We start from the raw sequence: 21,315 nt of genomic DNA on the forward strand, positions 1-21,315 counted from the left end.
TTATTTTTGGATTACAGGTTTATCGGTTAATACTGTCTTTAATTTTTTTGGTTTGGTAGAAACAGTTTTTGTTGTTGCAGATCTCAATTTAAGGCTATCTTTTAATTTTTTTATTGAATCAAGCTTTTTAGCTGAAATGCTATCTCCTTTTAATGGTTTTGGTTTTTTAGTTTTATCAATGATGGCAGGCAATAGATTGGTTTCTGCAAATGCTTTAACTGTATAACCATTTGCCTTTGGTTTAATGGAATCTGTTAAATATTTTTCTACAATAAAACTGGATATTGGTGCTGCATAAGATCCACCAAAACCACCATTTTCTACAATCACTGCTATGGCAATTTTAGGGTTATCCATTGGTGCAAAGCCTATAAATACAGAGTGATTTTTACCGTGTGGATTTTGTACGGTACCTGTTTTACCGCACATCAGGATATTTGGAATTCTTGATTCCTTTGCTGTCCCCCACGGACTATTTACTGCATCTCTCATGCCTTCTATAACTGGCTGAAAGTATTTTTCATCTATACCTACATAGTTTTTCTCCAGGTATTCTTTTTTAACAACCTTTTTATCGCCGATACCTTTAATTAAATGGGGTTTTAGATAATAACCGCGGTTTGCTATTGCTGCCATTACATTAGCCATTTGGAGCGGTGTGGAGGTGATTTCTCCCTGGCCAATCGCTTGAGAGATGACTGTAGTATATCCCCAGCGTTTGCCGTAAATTTTATCGTAATGATCTGCCTGATAAAAGATTCCCTTTTTTTCGAAGGGCATGTCTATGCCTAATTTTTGTCCGAAGCCCCATTTTGCAATCTGATCATGCCAGTGAGCATAGGTCTGACGTTGATTTTTCATTCCATTCTTGGTGATGATATTCTGAAAAACGTGACAGAAATAGGTATTACAACTTCTGGCAATTCCCCGCTGCATATTAATGGTGCCATCAACGTGTTCGCATTTTACCCTATGATTTCCGGCTTGGTAATATCCGGGACAGGTGAAGGTTGTATTCGGATCTATAGCGCCATCTTGTAATGCCACTAAAGCATCTACAGGTTTAAAGGATGATCCGGGTGAATATTGACCAGCAATTGGACGAACAATTTGTGGACGATAAGGATTAGCCAATAAACCCATATAGTTTTTACCCCAGTCTTTTCCAACAAGTTGATTCGGATCATAACCTGGGCTGCTTACAAAAGCAAGAATTTCACCTGTTGAAGGTTCTATTGCTACAATGGCACCCACTTTATTTTTCATCAGTTCTTCACCAAGCCGTTGAATTCTAATATCCAGAGAGGAGATTAAGCGATCACCGGAAACGGCATTTATATCATATTTACCTTCGGAATAACTTCCTTTAGCAATGTTTTTGGCATCGTAAAGCATATTGATTACACCTTTTTCTCCACGTAAGAAATCTTCGTAAGAGCGCTCCAGTCCGCTTTTCCCTATAAAATCACCTGGTTTATAATAGCCTTCCGATTTTTCAATGTCATCGGGACTAACTTCCTTGACATAACCAAAAAGCTGTCCAGCAATGCTATCGGGATAGTGTCTGATGGTTCTATCCTGCGTTCTGAAACCTGGAAACCGGTACATAATTTCCTGTAGGCGAGCATAGGCCTGTACAGAAATTTGCCTTTCGAAGAAGGTGGCTTGATAATTGGATTGACCTCTGGCCTTTTTTAGCTTTTTGCGTACATCAGGTACTGAAATTTCCAGTGCTTGTGCCAGCGCCAGGGTATCAAAAGGTTTCACCTCGCTTGGGGTCACCATCAAATCGTATACGGGCTCATTTTGAACGATCACTTTCATGTTTCGATCTAAAATGGCACCACGGGCGGGGTATTTATAAATTTTGCGTAAAACGTTGCTTTCGGCAGAAAGGAAGTATTTATCACTCACTACCTGGATATAAAATAATTTCCCCAGTAAAATCAGGGCAATTACAATGAATAATCCTTGAATGATATATTTTCGGTTAAATAACTGGTCCATTAGCGCGACGTTCTTCTATAGAATATAAACTCTACCAATAAAATAATAAGTAGTGTAAAGATACAACTTAAGCCGCATCTCATTAAGGTATAACCAATTTCTGATAACCTGAATGTTTCTAAAAAGAACAGCACCAAATGGTGTGCAATCACACAAAGAAAGGCATAAAGTGAAAACCACTGGAAACCCATATAACTTAACGATGGTTCCGGGTCGTCAATTGCGTCTCTATTTAAACTAATGGAAATAAAAGAAATCCTGACAAAGGCCAGTACGACACAGGCCGTAGCGTGTACACCCATGGTATCGTAAAAAGCATCAAGTGTTAAGCCTGTTCCAAAAGCCAGTAAATACAGCAAAATGTTTGGGATACCAAAGGGTAAAAGCAGAAGGAAGAGGATATAAATAAATGGCGTGGAAAGGTCGTAAAAACCCATATTCTTGAGCAGAAATATCTGAACAAAAAGCAGGATACACCACCTGATAATATTTACGATTATGATTCTGCTATTCATTCGGTTTCACTAAACTTTCTAAAGCTTTTTGTTCTTCTGCCTTTTTATCTTTGATGACGTAAACGTATTGTAAAGTGCTAAAATCTGTCACTAGATTTAATTCTCCTGATAAGAAATTATCGTTGGTGGCTACATTCGGCTTCACAATTTTTCCTACAAAAATGCCGGCAGGGAAGGAGCCGTATCCTGATGTTACGACTGAATCGCCCACATACATTTTAATGTGATTGGGTACCTCTTTAATAAATGCTTTTCTAATGTCGAAATTGCCATCGCCCCATACTAAAGAGCCGAGCGCATGATTTTTCTTTAAACTTACACTAATCCGGGTGTCTTTATGTAGAAGGGATTGAATGGTTGCCAGATGCTCGGAAACATCCCGGATTAAACCTACTACGCCGCGTTGAGGTGCAATTACGGCCATCCCGTTTTTAATTCCATCTACACTTCCTTTATTGATGGTCATGATGTTATTACGCAGGGTAACTGAATTTTTAACCACTTTGGCTGCCAGATAGGTATATTGCTGATCGGTTAAGGTATCAATTACTTTAATGTCTTTAGCTGTATCTACGGTATTTAGCGCCAGTAACTGTCCTTTAAGTTTAGCATTTTCTGCAGCTAAACTATCGTTAACCATTCCAAGGTTTAAATATCTTTTAAAAATATTTAGTCTTTCGTAAGCTGTTCCAACAACTTCATTCGACGAATTGAGTGTTACGCTTCTTTGGTAGGCATTATTCTTTACGGTGAAGTAAATCCCAAGAAGGAAAAAAATAATAAACAAAAAAAATGCGTTGTATCTGCTGACAAAAATCCAAAGGTTACGCATACTAATTTACGGGTTTAGATTTACGATTTAAGATTGCCGGCATAGTTTCCAATCCAGATTTAAGATATTTTACGATTTTGTTCGTTTTTTCTGATAGTAATAATGGAAGAAACTATAATTGAAAGTAATTCGTTTCCTTCTTTCCAGTTTTTAAGTATCTCTACTTTTAAATCAGGGTTAAATTCTTCCAGCAACTCAAGAAAAAACATCGATTCATCTAATTCTTCTTCTACAATTTTTAGTTTATTCAAAAAATCAGCAGTTGATTTAGCCCTGCATGCTGCCCTATAATTGGCACCTACAGAACTTGAGCATCTAACCAGTTGATTTGAATAATTTTTATTTAAAACGTTGTACGGTAGAGAAATTATTAATTTTCCTATTGATATAGAATATGCTTTGGTTCTAATTTTTAACGTCTCGCTATTCATCAATCGTCAATCTAAAATCTACATTCGTAACTGCGCTTATTGCATTAAGAATTTATATCCGCCAATGTTTTTCAACGCAATACCTGTTCCACGAACTACGGCACGAAGTGGATCTTCGGCAACGTGTACTGGTAATTTTGTTTTTGCTGCAACACGTTTGTCTAAGCCTCTTAATAAGGCACCACCACCTGTTAAATAAATACCCGTCTGGTAAATATCTGCAGAAAGCTCCGGAGGTGTAATCTCTAATGCTTTTAAAATGGCTTCTTCAATTTTAGAGATCGATTTATCTAAACAGTGTGCAATTTCGGTATAAGAAACTGTGATTTGTTTTGGAACACCCGTCATTAAATCACGACCTTGAACTGCGAAATCAGCAGGAGCATCCTGTAACTCAGGTAATGCTGCACCTACTTCGATTTTAATTTTCTCTGCAGTACGGTCACCAATCATGATGTTATGCTGACGACGGATATAATTTACAATATCTGAATCGAAGTTATCTCCTGCCACGCGGATAGATTGATCACAAACGATACCTGATAAGGCGATCACCGCAATTTCAGTAGTACCGCCGCCTATATCAATGATCATGTTACCCATTGGTTCTTCTACATCGATTCCGATCCCAACAGCAGCTGCCATTGGCTCATGAATTAAGTACACTTCTTTTGCTCCGGCAATCTCTGCAGAATCACGTACTGCACGTTTTTCTACTTCAGTGATTCCTGATGGAATACAAATTACCATTCTTAAGGAAGGAAACATCCAGCCTTTACCGCCATTCAACATCCGGATCATACCTTTAATCATTGCCTCAGCAGCGTTGAAATCGGCAATTACACCATCTTTTAAGGGGCGAACTGTTTTGATGTTATCGTGGGTTTTGCCCTCCATTTGCATCGCCTGACGGCCGATGGCTATGACTTTGTTTGTTGTGCGATCAAAAGCTACTATAGATGGTTCATCTACAACAACTTTATCATTATGTATAATTAGGGTATTCGCAGTACCTAAATCGATGGCAACTTCCTGCGTAAACCAATTGAATAATCCCATGTATGAGTTTTAATTTCTTTATTTATCAAATCTATACTATTCTTAATGTAAAAATAGCTTTTTTATTGTTTAGTTCTTTGGTTTTTTAGTTTGCTGGTTTTTAGTTGCTCAGTCTTGCCTGTTTAACCTCATTGGTTTTTTTGTTTTTTAGGTCTTTAGTTTTTTATTCTCAACTGCCTAAACCATTCACCATCTAACCACTAACCAAATAAACTAATGTTTAAAGTGTCTAACACCGGTAGTCACCATTGCAATACCTTTTTCATTTGCCTTGGCAACAGAATCTGCATCTTTAATAGAGCCACCTGGTTGTAAAACAGCTGTAATGCCAGTATCAGCAGCAATCTCTACGCAATCAGGGAAAGGGAAGAAGGCATCAGATGCCATTGCACAGCCCTTAACACTGAAACCAAATGAAGCGGCTTTATCAATCGCTTGTCTTAAAGCGTCTACGCGTGAGGTTTGACCAACACCGCTTGCAATTAATACATCATCTTTCACCAAAACAATAGTGTTGGATTTAGTATGCTTTACAATTTTATTAGCGAAATATAAGTCTTTTAATTCTTGTGCAGTTGGTGCTTTGTCGGTAACAGTCGTCATTTGTTCCGGACCTTCGATAATTAAATCTTTATCTTGTTCAATTACGCCGTTTAATAATGTTTTGAACTGCTTTTTACTCAATTCAACTTCGTTACGTTTTAAAATAACGCGGTTTTTCTTTTTGCTAAACAATTCTACTGCTTCTGGCTGGTAAGCAGGTGCAATTAATACTTCGAAAAATAAGTTGTTAATTTCTTCTGCGGTAGCTAAATCTACTTCCACATTGGTAATTAAAACACCGCCAAAAGCAGAAACGGGGTCGCAAGCCAATGCATCCATCCAGGCTTGTTTTACGGTTGGACGAGAGGCAATACCGCAAGCATTGGTATGTTTTAAGATGGCGAAAGTTGGATCTTCGAATTCATCAATTAAGGCTACAGCTGCATCAACATCTACCAGATTGTTATATGAAAGTTCTTTTCCATTTAATTTGGTAAACATGGCATCGAGGTTTCCATAAAATACGGCACCTTGATGTGGGTTTTCGCCATAACGCAAAGTTTTAGCTTCAGTTACACTTTGTTTAAAAACATCAAGAGGTTCTTCTTGATTGAAATAATTGAAGATGGCGGTATCGTAGTGAGATGAGGTATGGAAAGCAGTTTTAGCAAATGATTTACGTTGGGCTAAAGTGGTTTCACCATTTTGTTCTTCGAGTTGTGCTTGTAAAGTTGGGTAATCGTTTTTGGAAGCGATAATCACTACGTCATTGAAGTTTTTCGCTGCTGCACGGATGAGTGAAATACCGCCGATGTCAATTTTTTCAATAATTTCTTCGGGTGTTCCGCCCGCTTTTACAGTTTCTTCGAATGGGTAAAGGTCAACAATTACCAGGTCAATTTCAGGGATTTCGTATGCTGCAATTTGTTCCTGATCGCCCGCTAACGCTCTGCGGTTTAAAATTCCACCAAAAACTTTTGGATGCAAGGTTTTAACACGTCCACCTAAAATTGATGGGTATCCTGTTAAATCTTCAACTGCTGTAACGGGTAAATTTAAATCTTTAATAAATTGCTCTGTTCCGCCGGTAGAGAATAACTGAACGCCCTGAGCGGCCAATAATTTTACCAATGGTTCTAAACCATCCTTATAATATACTGAAATTAAAGCGTTTTTAATTTTAATGGACTGACTCATTCTACTGTAAATTTTGAGCCGCAAAGGTAGTAAAAGAGGATGGTTTTTTTGTTATGTTGGACAGGGAAAAAATATGCGAGTGGTTCGTCATTTCGATTGTTGCATAGCGAAACAGTGAAATCTTTGAAACTTGTTGCAGAACCCTTGGTTGGTGGCTCACCAACAGAGACGTTTTAATGTATCGGCTGGTGCCATCACCATAGTTGTTCGGAAGATTATGATTTATCCATTGAAAACTGCTACTGAATGGTTAACCACCCCCTGCCCCTCCTAAATTAGGAGGGGAGTTCCCCTCATAGCTTTATAATGTAAACTGCTATTCATCTTCCGAACATTTATGGTATCATCACTTGCAGAAAATTTTACAGCTGCGCTGGCTTGCCTCGGCTACCGATGAAAAATCGGTAAAGGTCTGCCGCCGAAGGGCTTTTGCTTTTTTGCTTGATAAAAAGGTAAACTACCGGTAATCTGCGATTTATACCACAATCACTGTGTTGTTCTGTCATCCTGAGGTACGAAGGATCTCTATGTTTTTAGCAGATGTTTATGTTTACTCACTAGCTATAAATGGCTTTTCGCTCGGTCTTGCCTCGGCTAGCCACCGAAGGGCCCTTACTTTTTTGCTTGATAAAAAGGTAAACTACTGGTAATCTGAGATTTATACCATAATCACTGTGTTGTTCTGTCATCCTGAGGTACGAAGGATCTCTAAGTTTTTAGCAGATGTTTATGTTTACTCACTAGCTATAAATTGCCCTTCGCTCAGTCTTGCTTCGGTTCGCCGCCACCGAAGGGCTTTTGCTTTTTTGCTAGATAAAAAGGTAAACTAATGGTAATCTGCGATTTATACCACAATCACTGTGTTGTTCTGTCATCCTGAGGTACGAAGGATCTCTAAGTTTTTAGCAGATGTTTATGTTTACTCACTAGCTATAAATGGCTTTTTGCTCGGGCTTGCCTCGGTTAGCCACCGAAGGGCTCTTTCTTTATCCTTGATGATAAAGAAACAAACAATCAAGGCTTGGATCTGATGTCGGATAAATTCGTCAAAGCTTTTTTGGTCGTCAGCACAAGCCCCCGATGAAAAATCGGGGAGGGCGTGCTGCCTTGGGACAGCGGTAATTGAAAGGAAGTGCAAAAGCTTTAACGTTTTCTCCTTCCATCATACCCTATGCAGGATAGCAGGGTGCAGATAGCAGAATGCATTAATTTTTCTTTTAGCTCTTTCTCTTTCAGGGGAAAGGTTCTGATAGGGGTTTGAATATTATTATGGTACAAAGATCTCTCCGCTGCGGTCGAGATGACGATGGTATTCCCGCGCAGGCGGGAATCTTAATGTGCTGGCTATTCTTAGCCACAGGCTCGGGCTTGCCTCGGTTAGCCAACGAAGGGCTCTTTCTTTATCCTTGATGATAAAGAAACAAACAATCAAGGCTTGGATCTGATGTCGGATAAATTCGTCAAAGCTTTTTTGGTCGTCAGCACAAGCCCCCGATGAAAAATCGGGGAGGGCGTGCTGCCTTGGGACAGCGGTAATTGAAAGGAAGTGCAAAAGCTTTAACGTTTTCTCCTTCCATCATACCCTATGCCGGATAGCAGGGTGCAGATAGCATGGAGCAGAGACAGGCATTCGAAGAGATATGTTTTTTGGCCTTTGAGGGGCACGCTGGGTCGTCATCTCGACCGTAGTGGAGAGATCTTTGTACTTTCTAATATGGTCGTCATCCGATAGCTATCGGATCCCGTGCAGGCAGAAACCTTAAGGCATGAGTGGCTAATATATCCGGGCGTTTTGTATTTTGCCTCCCATACCATTTCCTTACCCAAATACCGACATCGCTATACATCAAAATAACCCTAAGCTATGTTTCTCTTTACCTTTTATTTAGCTATTGTTAACTCGCTAATCTAAAGCGATGCAAATTTCGGACATGGCTGATCTTCAACGAAGCCTTAATTTTACCAAAGCGAGTTCGAAGCAGTATGCAACTAAGTATACAGCAGGGTAGGAGCAAGCCTGGCCGGAAGGTGGCCGAAACGTGGGGTAAATGTGGCGTAAAGGTGGGGTTTGGAATATTTTTTTTGGATTTTTAATCAGAGATTGATTAAATTGGGTGATCATCCCTTTTGTTTAACCTAATATACTAAAATTATGGCTAGCCAGAATGGAATTATCAAAATTAACGGGCAACTGGGCGATCTTGTTTTTTACAAACTTGGAAATACGGATGTTGTCAGGCAAAAAGCTGCCCACAAAAAGCAAACTGAAGCGAGCAAAAAAAGCAGTCGCGATTTTGGCATGGCCAGCAGAAATGCCGCTTATATCAGAAAAGCATTTGCACCGCTAGTCAAGCTTTATGCTTATGGCGATCTCCTCAATCGCCTGAACAAACGTTTTATCGAAATCTTTAAAACCATCCCAGCGGAACAGGCAGGTCATAAAAAATTGATTGATGGTGATATTGCTTTGCTTAAGGGTTTCGAGTTTAACAGCGGCAAACCCCTCGGAACTTTATGGCTTAGCGAATCGGATTTGCGCATAGAACCCGATGGATTAGTAAAACTTATTCTGCCTAAGGGCGAAATAGAATCGCTCCTGAAACGGCATCCTAAGGCTACCGAAGCACGGTTACAGGTTATGGGCTTTCATTTCGACCTGGATGATGATGGCGGCTACGAAATTATTGAAGTGAATGACCTGGTTATACCTTTAAGCAACAGCCATTTTCCGAAAACAGTCTTATCCTTAAGCCTGAATCATAAGGGCGATAAAGCTTTAATCATTGCCATGAGCATTTCCTTCTTTTCCGGTACCGCCCGCTTTGGCGACCGGCGTTATTATGCTTGTAAAATTATTCACGCCCTGCATTTAAAGGAGGGTATAATCGTCGATTTTGTGGGGCAACCTAAAGTGGAAAGCGAGGTAGTGGAGCAAAGGGATAAGTTAAGCTGGGCGGTAGAGGAGGAATGAGTTTACTGTTATTTAGTTTTGGGTTTTAATTAAAAATAGATTAGTTTATTTTTTGTATAGGGTACGGAAAACCGTAGAGCGTATCTAAAAAAAATATCAAATTTGACGCTTGCTTTATCGATGGTTATTTAGTTTAATCATTTAAAAAAAGCTATTTTGTGACCTTAAAATCATACAATGAATACCGCAGTACATAATAAATTAGTTTCCATATCAACAGATGAATTTGCAGGAACAACGTTCGGTTTTATGTTGTCGAATCCGCCTTATGGTAAAAGTTGGGCAAGTGAGCAGCAATACATCAAAGATGATAAAGATGTGATCGATTCCCGTTTCGGTATAAAACTTAAAAGTTACCGGGACGAAGAAGAAGATGCCGATGCAATTGAAGAAGTAACAGCCGATATTTTAGCATTTGAAAATGAGCGTGATGGTTTAATCCATGAAATTTTAAACCTTGCTTAATATGAATTCAGAATTAATTTTATACCAATCTGAAGACGGGCAAACCAAAATACAAACCCGTTTAGAAAACGAAACCGTTTGGCTTACGCAAGATCAAATGGCTTTACTTTTTGGAAAAGCAAAATCTACCATAAACGAACACATTAAAAACGTTTATGAAGAAAAAGAGTTGGAAGAAAGTGCTACCATGAAGAAATTCGGAAATTCCGAATTTCAGCAAAAAGCATTTAACTACTACAATCTGGATGTAATTATTTCCGTCGGCTATCGCGTAAAAAGCTTACAAGGGACTAAGTTTAGGCAATGGGCAACAGCCCGGTTACGTGAATATTTGGTAAAAGGCTTTACCCTAAACGATGAATTGCTGAAACAAGCAGGTGGTGGCGATTACTTTGAAGAGCTATTGGCTCGCATTAGAGACATTCGTTCTTCTGAAAAAGTATTTTGGCGCAAGGTATTGGACGTGTATGCCACCAGTATAGATTACGACCCTAATACCGAAACCTCGCAAACCTTTTTTAAAACCATACAAAACAAAATGCATTGGGCAGCACATGGACAAACCGCCGCAGAAGTGGTTTATAGTAGAATTGATGCAGCCAAACCTTTTTTAGGCTTAACGAACTTTAAGGGCGTACAGCCTACGCAACAAGAAATTGTAGTTGCTAAAAATTACTTAAATGAGCAAGAACTCAATGTGCTTAACCGAATGGTAACGGCTTATTTGGAGGTAGCCGAATTACAAGCCTTAAACCGCAAACCCATGCACATGCAAGATTGGCTAAAACGAGTTGATGACTTTTTACAAATGACTGGTAATGATATTTTAACCCATGCCGGTACGGTTAGCCACCAACAAGCTTTAAACAAAGCCAAAGAAGAATACACCAACTATAAAGAGAGCCTGAAAAACGAACTCTCTAAAGCAGAGCAAGACTTCGTAAAACATTTAGAACAAACTACTAAACAGCTTAAAAAGAAGAATGGTGGAAATTAAGCTGAAGAAATACGATGCCTATAAAGATTCTGGAGTGGAATGATTAGGGGAGATACCACAATGGCGATAAAGCTTTAATCTTCGCCATGGGGCATTTCATTTTTTACAGGTACGGCCCGCTCTGGCGATCGGCATTATTATGCGGGTGAAATTATTCACGCCCCGCATGTAAAGGATGGTATAATCGTCGATTTCGTAGCGCAACCTAAAGTGGAAAGCGAGATCGTGGAGCAGGGGGATAAGTTAAGCTGGGTGGTAGAGGAGGGTTGAGTTGGAGGTCTGAATCATACATTTAAGTCATTCTTTTTATGTACGCATTACCGTTTCAATTATTATTGATATTCTTAATTTATAGCAGTTAAATCTATTCTAATCGCATATGTAAACTTTTATGGAGCGAAGCTTGAAAAGTGGGGCATTTATTGATACTTTTACTGATCTAGTTAATATCTGATGAGTAAATTAAAAGTTGCTGAGAGTCTGATAGATGAAGTTGCCGCCGTCTATTTGGACGAGATAATTAGAATAGTTGAAAGGCGCTTAAAATCGGCTCCCAAAGATGTAATGCGATCAGACTTGGGGTTACTAAATGTATGGGAAGAGTTTTGTTATCAATTGCAAACAGAAAGGTTTGATTCTTTCAATATATTAGAAAATTATATATACCAAGAAATTTCTAAAATATTAGATGATCAGCATGAGTATCGTTTAAAGGTACTTAGCTATCAGTTTTTGGGAAATGGTGCAAATGTGCCGATCTACATGGAAGGCTTATCAGAGCTTATTTATGAACATTTACTTAAAAATGGAACAGATTATTTTAATAAAAGACTAGAAAAAGTCATTTATTAATCGTACTATTCTAGTAAAAATCAAAGTTATTTCATGAAATTAAGGTGCTTTTATTTTGACTGAAAAATCTACTTGTAAAGAAATCATTGACAGTCACCTGCTAAAAGCAGGTTGGAATGTCAATGATCGCACTCAAGTTATAGAAGAATTTTTAATTTCTACATCTACAGAAGATCTCCACATTATTAACGAACCAGTAATTAAATATAGGGCTGAATTTAGTGATTATGTTTTACTTGGAAAGGATGGTAAACCATTAGCGGTTATAGAAGCTAAGAAATCTATTGTGGATGCCGCTATTGGTAGAGAGCAAGCAAAACAGTATTGTTATCATTTACAAAAACAGTCTGGAGGTGAATTGCCGTTTTGTTTTTATACGAATGGCCATGAAATATACTTTTGGGATTTAGACAACTATCCTCCAAAAAGAGTTTATGGTTTTCCGACTCGTGACGATTTAGAACGTTATCTTTATTTAAGAAAACATCGTAAAAGTTTATCACAAGAATTTATCAATACTAAAATTGCAGGGCGAGAGTATCAAATTCGTGCGATTCGTTCTGTAATGGAATCTTTAGAGAAAAAACGTTCTAAGTTTCTTCTTGTTATGGCGACAGGTACAGGTAAGACCCGAACTGTAATCTCACTTATTGATGCTTTAATGCGAGGCGGTTGGATAGAAAAGGTATTGTTTTTGGTAGATAGAATTGCTTTACAAGGACAAGCTTTAGATGATTTTAAAGAATATTTACCAAATGAGCCGCGTTGGCCTCAATATCAAGAAACTAATTTTGCTACGGATAGAAGAATATATGTTTCTACCTATCCCACCATATTGAATTTGATACGAAATCAAAACACTAAAACAAGCCCGCATTTTTTTGATTTAATTGTAGTTGACGAGAGCCATCGAAGTATTTACAACACTTACCAAGAAATATTACAATATTTCAATACCATTACTTTGGGCTTAACTGCCACACCAACCGATGTGATAGACCACAATACGTTTGAGCTTTTTGATTGTGAGGATGGCTTGCCTACGTTTGCCTATTCGTATGAAGAAGCTGTAAACCATACACCGACTTACCTTAGCGATTTTCAGGTAATGAAAATCAAAACTAAGTTTCAAGTAGAAGGTATTAATAAGAGAACCATTTCTCTCGAAGACCAAAAGAAGTTGATTTTGGAAGGAAAGGAAGTAGCAGAGATCAATTATGAAGGAACCGAATTAGAAAGAAGGGTAATCAATAAAGGCACCAATACACTCATTGTTCGTGAATTTATGGAGGAATCCATTAAAGACCACAATGGTGTATTGCCCGGCAAAACTATTTTCTTTTGTATCAGCAAAGCACATGCAAGACGTATCGAGGAAATATTTAACTCACTTTATGCTGAATATGCTGGAGAGTTAGCGAAAGTGATTGTTTCCGATGACCCTCGTGTATATGGTAAAGGTGGATTGCTAGACCAATTCAAAAATCAAGATTTACCCAGAATAGCTATCAGTGTAGATATGTTGGATACAGGTATTGATGTACGAGAAATTACAAATTTGGTTTTTGCCAAACCCGTCTATTCGTATACCAAATTTTGGCAAATGATAGGACGAGGCACTCGTTTGTTAGAGCCGACTAAAATAAAGTCTTGGTGTACTGAAAAAGATACCTTTTTAATTCTAGATTGTTGGGATAATTTTGAGTATTTCAAACTCAATCCTAAAGGAAAAAATCTCAGTAGTCAAATTCCTTTACCCGTGCGTTTATTTGGTTTGTATGTAGATAAGTTAGCAATAGGTTTAGAATTAGATGATGCAGAAGTAGTAGAACCGACATTAAATAAAGTCAAAAAAGCAATTGCTGATTTACCCTTGCAATCTATCGTAATAAGAGACGCTATTACTTTAGTAGAGCAAGTAAAAGCGGTTTCCTTTTTTAAAGAATTGACCTCTGACAAATTGCTCTTTTTGCAAGAACATATCCGTCCTTTGTTTCGCACAATTAGCGGAGTAGATTTTAAAGTCATGCGTTTTGAAAAAGACATCTTGGAAATTTCTATTGCACATTTACAAGAAGAAAAAAAGAAGTTTGAAGCCTTGAAAAATGCCATCATCGAAGAGATCTCAGAATTGCCTTTAAGTCTCAATAAGGTTGCCAAACATAAAGACTTGATACAACAAGCACAAACAGATTATTACTGGAACACCATCACAGAAAAGAAATTATCTAATTTGGTGGAGCAATTAGCTCCTTTAATGATGTACCGTGAAGGTACGATGAGGATGCTTCCTGCTAAATACAATTTTGTAGATGTACTTTTAGAAAAAGAAAGGGTAATTTTTGGTCCCCAACAAGAAGCCGTAAGCATAGAACGCTATAAGGAAATGGTGGAAGAAAAGATAAAAATACTCTTTAATGATTTGCCAATTCTGAAAAAAATAAAAGACAATGAGCCTATCTCCGACATAGAAATCGAAGAATTGACTTGGTTGCTGTCACACGAAAGTCCACACATTACGGTGGATTTGCTCAGAAAAGTGTACAACAATAGGAATGCTGCTTTGATGCAGTTTATTAAACATATTTTGGGAATCGAGATTTTAGAAGATTTGCCCACGACCATCACTAAAGCTTTTGATACTTTCATTGCCAATCAATCGGATTTGAGTGGAAAACAGTTGGATTTTTTAAGACTTTTGCAAACTTTTCTGATAGAAAAGGGAAGTGTAGAACGCAAAGATTTAATCTCTGCGCCATTTACCCGAATTCATCCCAATGGAATCCGTGGGGTTTTTGACGGAAAAAGGATGGAAGAAATATTACAATTTATAAATGCTTTAGCAGCATAATTTTAAAAATGGATAATCAAGAAATTAAAATTAAAGTAAACGAACTCTGGGATAAATTTTGGTCAGGTGGATTAAGTAATCCAATCGATGCCATACAACAAATCACATATTTGTTGTTTATGAAGCAACTCGATGAGAATGACCAAAAACGACAAGGAAATGCCGCATTTTTAGAAACAGAATACAAGTCTATCTTTGAAGGTAAATTTTTCTTACCTGGTGAGGAAGAAGATAAAAGCATTGCAAAAGAAGAACTGCGTTGGAAAAATTTTTCCCGCAAACCTTCAGATGAAATGTATCAATTAATGCAAACCCGTATCTTTCCTTTTATCAAAACATTGGGCGAAACTGACTCTCCTTTTGCCAAACACATGGACAATGCGGTCTTCATTATACCCAAGCCCAGTTTGCTTACAGAAGCGGTAAAAAAGATCAATGAAATCTATGAAGTTTTACATGCCCAAGATCGCTTTGTAGATGCTCAGGGAGATATTTACGAATACCTTTTACAACAACTCAGCACCGCAGGTAAAAATGGACAATTCCGTACGCCTACGCATATTATAGAAATGTTAGTAGAATTGGTAAAACCGCAATTGGGCAACAAAATTGCCGATCCTGCTTGTGGTACAGCTGGTTTTTTATTGGCAGCTTACCAATATATCTTGACACAGTTTAGCTCTCCTGAGCATCAAGTATTAGATAACTATGGTTTCACTCGTGGTACTTTGGCAGACAGATTGGTAGATGATGCCTCGAAAGAAGTGTTGAACAAAAAGACATTCTATGGCTTTGATATCGACCAAAATATGATTCGTATAGGTTTGATGAACTTGATGATGCACGGTATCGAGCACCCTAATATCGACTACAACGATACACTGAGTAAGTTTTACAATGAAGATAACGAATACCATGTAGTACTCGCCAATCCGCCATTTACTGGAAGTCTGGACAAAGCCGAAATCAACGAAAGCTTTACTACTGATACTAAAAAGACTGAACTCTTGTTTTTGGAACGTATCTACAAGATGCTTCGTATGGGTGGTACGGCAGGTGTGATTATTCCACAAGGTGTGCTGTTTGGCTCGGGTAAAGCTTTTCAGAATGTGCGGAGTATATTGATGGACAAATGTGAACTCAAAGCGGTAGTCAATCTACCTTCGGGCGTATTCAAACCCTATGCAGGAGTAGCTACTGCTATTTTGATTTTTACCAAAGGTGGCGAAACGGAGCGTGTATGGTTTTATGATATGGAGCACGATGGCAAAACCTTGGATGATAAACGCAACGACCGTTTTGATAGAGAAGGCAATCGTGATTATGGCGATGTTCATAAAATTATAGAGCATTACAACAAGCGTGAACAAGAAAACCCAACAGATCGCACCAAGCGTTATTTCTTTGTTCCCAAACAAGAATTGGTAGATCAAGGCTATGATTTGAGTTTTAACCGCTACCGCGAAGAAGTATATGAAGCAATAGTACACCGACCTACGGCAGATATTATGATCGACCTAAAATCAAAGCAAGATAATATTTCAATATTGATTAATGAACTTGAAAATATGTTGTAATGGAATATAGATTTTTAGGAGATATAACAACTAATCTCGATTATAAAAGACGTCCTTTAAACTCAATAGATAGATATAAAATTTCTTTAGAAGGGTTATATCCATATATTGGAGCAAATAATATTCTTACTTATATTGATGAATATATTTTTAATGAAAAAATTCTTTGTGTAGCTGAAGACGGCGGAAGTTGGGGTAAAAATGAGGTTTGCTCGAATATTTATGACGGTAAGACATGGGTAAACAACCATGCACACGTGTTGATAGAGAACGGGGAAGCCAGTTTAGAGTTTTTACGATACTATTTAAATTTTGCAGATTTAAATTTCCATATAAAAGGCTCCACTAGAGGGAAATTAACACGTAGTGAACTTAATAATATACAAATTCCACTTCCATCCTACGAAAATCAAATTCGTATAGCTAATCTATTAGAAAAAATAGAAACCACCATTGCCGAACGAAAAAACGGCATTGATTTATTGGATGAATTGGTAAAAGCTACTTTTTACCAAATGTTTAATCAAGAGAGAAAAATAAAAGATATATCTTTAAAAGATTTAGCAAAAGATGAACAGCATGCTCTTTCGAGTGGACCTTTCGGTTCAAATTTAACCTCTGATGATTATGTTGCAAATGGTGTTTTAGTTTTAAGAGGTAAGAATATTACAGATGGTAGACTTAATTTAAGTGATAGTAAATTCATTAGTTTAAAAAAAGCAAAGGAGTTAAAAAGAAGTAAAATTAAACCTGACGATGTTGTTATTGTAGCTGTTGGTTCATCAGGTAATGCGTTAAGAATTCCTAATGAAATTCCTGATGCAATTATGTCTCAAAACTTCAATAAAATTACCCCAAATAAAGATCTAGTTAATCCTTTTTTTTTGGCAGATATGATTAATAGTGAATTTATACAGAAACAATTTCGAGATGTAACAACGAACGCAGGAAGAACATTTTTAGGATTATCAAAAGTTAGAAATATTACTATCCCCTATTATGATTTAGATCTTCAAAATAAATTTGCAGACATTGCTCAAAAAATAGAAATTATTAAAACTGAGCAAGAAGCTCAGTTAAAAGATTTGGAAGAATTATATGCCTCGATAAGCCACAAAGTTTTTGAGGGAGATATAGACCTTTCCAAAGTGCCTTTTGATGCGAGTTTGCTACCCAATCCAATTGAAGTTATTAAGGAAGAACCCAAAGATAAACCTGTTGTTATTATTGAACAAAAAGATGTATCTAAAGTAGAGGTTGAAAAAGTAAAATCTAAAAAAAACGACAAAGGATTAGAATTTGGTTTCGAAGCTTTAAGACACTTAGAAAGTTGGGAGCATTATAGCTTTAAAGAAATTGCAGATAGTATAATAAAACATTTTAGCGGGCATTATTTTAATGCAGAAATGATATTAAATTTTCTAGATAAGGAATTAGACATACAAGTAAACTATTACAGTTCTGCCGAACAAAAGAAAAATCCACAGTACGAAAATGCTGATGATTTTTACCGCTTTATTGCAACTGCTCTAGATAGTGAAAACCATTTTTTGCAGTTAGAACAAGTATTTTATAACGCCGAAACAGAGAACATTACGGATATTAGTTTTACTGAAAAGGATTTAGAAAGCCTCAGTAAAAAAAATAAAAAAGAACGCTCTGGCATTTATTTCCATATAAAAGATGAAGCTAGTACGCCTTAAAATATTAGGAGAAGACTTTCGTAGTTTGCCTGCAAATGTTGATTACCAATTTAATGTCGCTTCGGAAGACAGTAAATTGTCTACCAAAGTATTTGCTGGTTTAAACGGTAGTGGGAAATCCAATTTTCTAGAACTCTTGGCAGAGATTTTTTATTATTTGGAAAGAACAAAGCTACAAGAAACCCCAAAATCCTATATCGAAAATAAAAATTTTGGTTTTGAGATAGAATATATTTTACCCAGAAAAGAAAATAATTTTTATACGATCTATAAAAATAAATTCAAAGAGGATGTAATCAATCTAGACTTCCCTATTCAACAAGAGGTTCATGTGCGTATCAAAAAAGATTTAGAAGGTTTTTTGGAAATGTCTTATTCTTTAGTGGGAGAAGATAAGTTTACAGTAATAGATGATGATTTCGGACAATTTTTACCTTCAAAAATTATTGCTTACACTTCGGGACAAAATGAGTTGTTGAGTAATCCATTTATTCGTTTGCGGTATCATTACTTTACAGAAATGGTCAATAGTGAAAACAAACGTTCTAATCGTCGTTTATATTTTTTAGATACCGAAAGTAACTACAGCATTTTTATAGCCAATATGCTATTGGGCAAAACGGCACCATTACAGTATCTGAAAAGCATTTTTCGTATAGAAGATTTGCATTCATTTCGCATTACGTTTAACTACAAGCACAATACTCAAGAAGCCGCAACTATCTTAAAAGAAAAACAAATTTTATGGAATCCACTTAAAGCCTGCGCTACTACTTGGCGAGATGATAACACAGCGAAATGTTTGATATTGGACTTTGTGATTAATGAAGCTACTCATCAAGCGTTTCACCATCATTATAAAACAGCGTTTCAATTATTTCAAGCCTTTTACGAATTGCAAAGTTTGAACTTGCTCCTAGAAAAACAAGCCACTCGAAAGTTTGTAACCAATGCCCATAAAACCATAAACATCACCGATGAATTATCCAAATCTGACCCATCAGAATTAATTTTTAGGATTGAAAAAATTAGGATAAAAAGACAAAAGTATGAGGGTAATAAAAAAGATATTCTGTATTACAAATCTCTTTCAGACGGAGAGCATCAGTTAAACGAAGTCATCGGCTCTGTGATGATGATGGAAGAAGATGGCTGTTTATTTTTGATGGACGAACCCGACACGCATTTTAATCCAAAATGGCGTGCCAAAATGGTGACCATGCTCAATAAGGTTTCGGGAAAAGAATATGATGCCGATGGCAATCCAGAAAACATCCACCAACAGGAATTGATTATGACTACCCACTCACCATTTATTATTAGCGATAATCATAAAGAAAATGTGTACAAGTTTGTAAGAGAAGGTAAAGCATTGAAGTTGGAAAATCCAGAATTTGAAACTTTTGGAGCGTCAGTAAGCTTTATTTTGGAAACTATATTTGATAGAGACATAACAATTTCTGACTTTTCAAATAAAGCATTAATTAATTTGAAAAAGAGTATAAATACTTTGGATGATATATTAAGAGTTAAAAAAGAACTGCTTTCATTTGGTGAATCTATTGAAAAATTTGATGCCTACAGTTATCTCATGGCGAAAGAAAACGAATTAAAATCAGATAAGCATGTTGACTAGTTTTAAAGAAATAGATCATCCGATATATCTGTTCCATGAACATATATATTATATATTCAAGAATATTTTTCACTATGATTTGGAAGAGTTTGATGAAGAAAAACTAGTTCATCCAGATTTTAGAACCATTATCAATGCTTCGAAAGTAAGGTTATTGAATCCATTAAAAGAAATCGTAACAAGCTATCATAAATTACCTTTTGGGGAAAAAATAACGGTTCAAGAAGCTTTAGTACAAAACAATTGTATTTCAGTATTTGATAACCTTTCTCATAATTTGATTACATATGATCAATTGCATTCTAGTATCTCTATCAAATTAAAAAAATACTTTGAGGATTTGTGGAATGATTATCCGCAAACTATGTTAATGGAAAATCAATGGAATACAGTTAAGCATCATTACGATTCGTTGACTCATGAAGCTAATTGTAATTTTATTATTTGTCCTTTTTGTGGTATATATCCATTCAATCCTCCTGATGGAAAATATAGGGAAGAATATGATCATATAATAGCAAAGGCTACATACCCTTTTGTCTCGATAAATTTTAAATTACTTTTTCCATGTTGTCAATATTGTAATAAACAAGAAAAGCGTTCTAAAGAATTATTATATGATGCTATTCCAGCTCGAAGACTTTCATTTTATCCTTATGATTCTAATATAACTTTAGACAGACTTTCTATTAATGTCTCTTTAAATGAAGCATATAATAACCAAAGTTTAGAAACTCTATTGAAAAGTATTGATTGGAAATTTGAAATATTAAGGGATGGAGTAATAGATATTCGAGATGCGTCTTGGGATGAAGTTTATGGTATAAAACGTAGATTTTCCGAAAACATCAAACGATTAGAAGCAGAATGGTTTAGAGAGTTAATTAGAAAATTCAAACGTAATACAAAGCCTTTTGCAGATTTTTTAGATGAGTTAATTGAAGAACTAAAGTATCAGATACCAATAGCACCTATGGGTATCACTAAGTATGTTTATTTCTCCTTTATTTTTTCAGTTCCTAATATTGAAGATAAACTGCTAAAAGTAGGTGCCTAACAAAGGCCGGGATCGAACCTTCAACTTTTCTTTAAATTAAGTAAGGAGTTCTTAACTTATTATCAGCTAATTGGTATTTGCTTGGGGTGGAAATGGATTATAGGTTGGTTTGGTTTTTTAGTAAGGTAAATTTTAGGGTACAGGTACCGAAAGTATTATAATGATTTTTTTGAGAGGTATGTTGACGGGATTGGGCGTTGTTATGTGGTTAAGATGGGCTAATGGGATGATGTTTGTTTACGGTATCACTAATACGGTCATCATTGCGCGGTAAGACGCAATCTTAATGCGTTCGTAATGCATTGCGTTTGCAGGTTTTGCCCTTCGCACAGTCTTGTCTCGGCTCACCGCCGCCGAGGGCTCTTACTTTTTGCTTGATCCAAAAGTAACAAAAATCAAGGCTTGCATCCTTTCATGTAAAAACCTACTGAAATCTTTATTGCGGCAGCATAGAAGCTTTTACCCTTGCTTATTTCCATCGCTCCCGCTTGATCCTGCCTTGGGTTGCGGGGTTATGATGGGGGAGGTACAAAGATTATCGTACTTTTTCCTGCGAAAATCCACTAGGCCGGATAGCAGGGAGCAAAAAGCATAGTAGCCGTTGATATCGTAAGAACATCTT

The 21,315-nt window shown here is 36.7% G+C and carries 15 protein-coding genes; 9 read left to right on the forward strand and 6 right to left on the reverse strand.

Annotated features, from left to right (window positions below; translation table 11 throughout):
- From mrdA to purH, 6 genes are all read right to left on the reverse strand, one after another.
- The gene (gene mrdA / locus EV200_RS01755; RefSeq protein WP_132529102.1) at positions 1-2,007 is read right to left on the reverse strand and encodes a penicillin-binding protein 2; all 2,007 of its coding nucleotides are present in this window, start codon (positions 2,005-2,007) and stop codon (positions 1-3) included.
- The gene (locus EV200_RS01760; RefSeq protein ID WP_132529103.1) at positions 2,007-2,522 is read right to left on the reverse strand and encodes a rod shape-determining protein MreD; all 516 of its coding nucleotides are present in this window, start codon (positions 2,520-2,522) and stop codon (positions 2,007-2,009) included. The genes mrdA and EV200_RS01760 overlap by 1 nt, the downstream gene beginning before the upstream one ends.
- The gene (mreC, locus tag EV200_RS01765) at positions 2,515-3,354 is read right to left on the reverse strand and encodes a rod shape-determining protein MreC (RefSeq protein ID WP_132529104.1); all 840 of its coding nucleotides are present in this window, start codon (positions 3,352-3,354) and stop codon (positions 2,515-2,517) included. The genes EV200_RS01760 and mreC overlap by 8 nt, the downstream gene beginning before the upstream one ends.
- Positions 3,355-3,413: 59 nt before the next feature.
- Positions 3,414-3,785, reverse strand: a complete 372-nt coding sequence (locus tag EV200_RS01770; RefSeq protein WP_132529105.1) for a four helix bundle protein — start codon at positions 3,783-3,785, stop codon at positions 3,414-3,416.
- A gap of 36 nt (positions 3,786-3,821) precedes the next feature.
- On the reverse strand, positions 3,822-4,844 hold the full coding sequence (locus EV200_RS01775) for a rod shape-determining protein (protein WP_010601761.1): 1,023 nt from the start codon (positions 4,842-4,844) through the stop codon (positions 3,822-3,824).
- A 213-nt stretch (positions 4,845-5,057) separates the two neighbouring features.
- Positions 5,058-6,584, reverse strand: coding sequence for a bifunctional phosphoribosylaminoimidazolecarboxamide formyltransferase/IMP cyclohydrolase (purH, locus tag EV200_RS01780; RefSeq protein ID WP_132529106.1), 1,527 nt, complete (start codon positions 6,582-6,584; stop codon positions 5,058-5,060).
- Between the two features lie 2,152 nt (positions 6,585-8,736).
- Here purH and EV200_RS01785 point away from each other — a divergent pair.
- From EV200_RS01785 to EV200_RS01825, 9 genes are all read left to right on the forward strand, one after another.
- Entirely contained in the window at positions 8,737-9,555 is an 819-nt protein-coding gene (locus tag EV200_RS01785) for a hypothetical protein (RefSeq protein ID WP_132529107.1), read from the forward strand.
- Positions 9,556-9,732: 177 nt separating this feature from the next.
- Positions 9,733-10,020: a DNA methyltransferase family protein gene (locus EV200_RS01790; protein WP_132529108.1), complete on the forward strand. Its 288-nt coding sequence runs from the start codon at positions 9,733-9,735 to the stop codon at positions 10,018-10,020.
- Position 10,021: 1 nt separating this feature from the next.
- A complete protein-coding gene (locus EV200_RS01795; RefSeq protein ID WP_132529109.1) occupies positions 10,022-11,017 on the forward strand; it encodes a virulence RhuM family protein in 996 nt (331 codons plus the stop codon).
- Positions 11,018-11,470: 453 nt separating this feature from the next.
- Entirely contained in the window at positions 11,471-11,869 is a 399-nt protein-coding gene (locus tag EV200_RS01800) for a hypothetical protein (RefSeq protein WP_132529110.1), read from the forward strand.
- A gap of 55 nt (positions 11,870-11,924) precedes the next feature.
- Entirely contained in the window at positions 11,925-14,720 is a 2,796-nt protein-coding gene (locus tag EV200_RS01805) for a type I restriction endonuclease subunit R (RefSeq protein ID WP_132529111.1), read from the forward strand.
- A gap of 8 nt (positions 14,721-14,728) precedes the next feature.
- Positions 14,729-16,297, forward strand: a complete 1,569-nt coding sequence (locus EV200_RS01810; RefSeq protein ID WP_132529112.1) for a type I restriction-modification system subunit M — start codon at positions 14,729-14,731, stop codon at positions 16,295-16,297.
- Positions 16,297-18,000, forward strand: coding sequence for a restriction endonuclease subunit S (locus tag EV200_RS01815; protein ID WP_132529113.1), 1,704 nt, complete (start codon positions 16,297-16,299; stop codon positions 17,998-18,000). The genes EV200_RS01810 and EV200_RS01815 overlap by 1 nt, the downstream gene beginning before the upstream one ends.
- A complete protein-coding gene (locus EV200_RS01820) occupies positions 17,981-19,636 on the forward strand; it encodes a restriction system-associated AAA family ATPase (protein ID WP_132529114.1) in 1,656 nt (551 codons plus the stop codon). Before EV200_RS01815 ends, EV200_RS01820 begins: the two co-directional genes overlap by 20 nt.
- Positions 19,626-20,693, forward strand: a complete 1,068-nt coding sequence (locus EV200_RS01825; protein ID WP_165877836.1) for a hypothetical protein — start codon at positions 19,626-19,628, stop codon at positions 20,691-20,693. Before EV200_RS01820 ends, EV200_RS01825 begins: the two co-directional genes overlap by 11 nt.
- The last annotated feature ends 622 nt before the right edge of the window (positions 20,694-21,315 follow it).

Origin of the sequence: Pedobacter psychrotolerans, from assembly GCF_004340665.1 — a bacterium.
Classification (GTDB): Bacteria; Bacteroidota; Bacteroidia; order Sphingobacteriales; family Sphingobacteriaceae; genus Pedobacter; species Pedobacter psychrotolerans.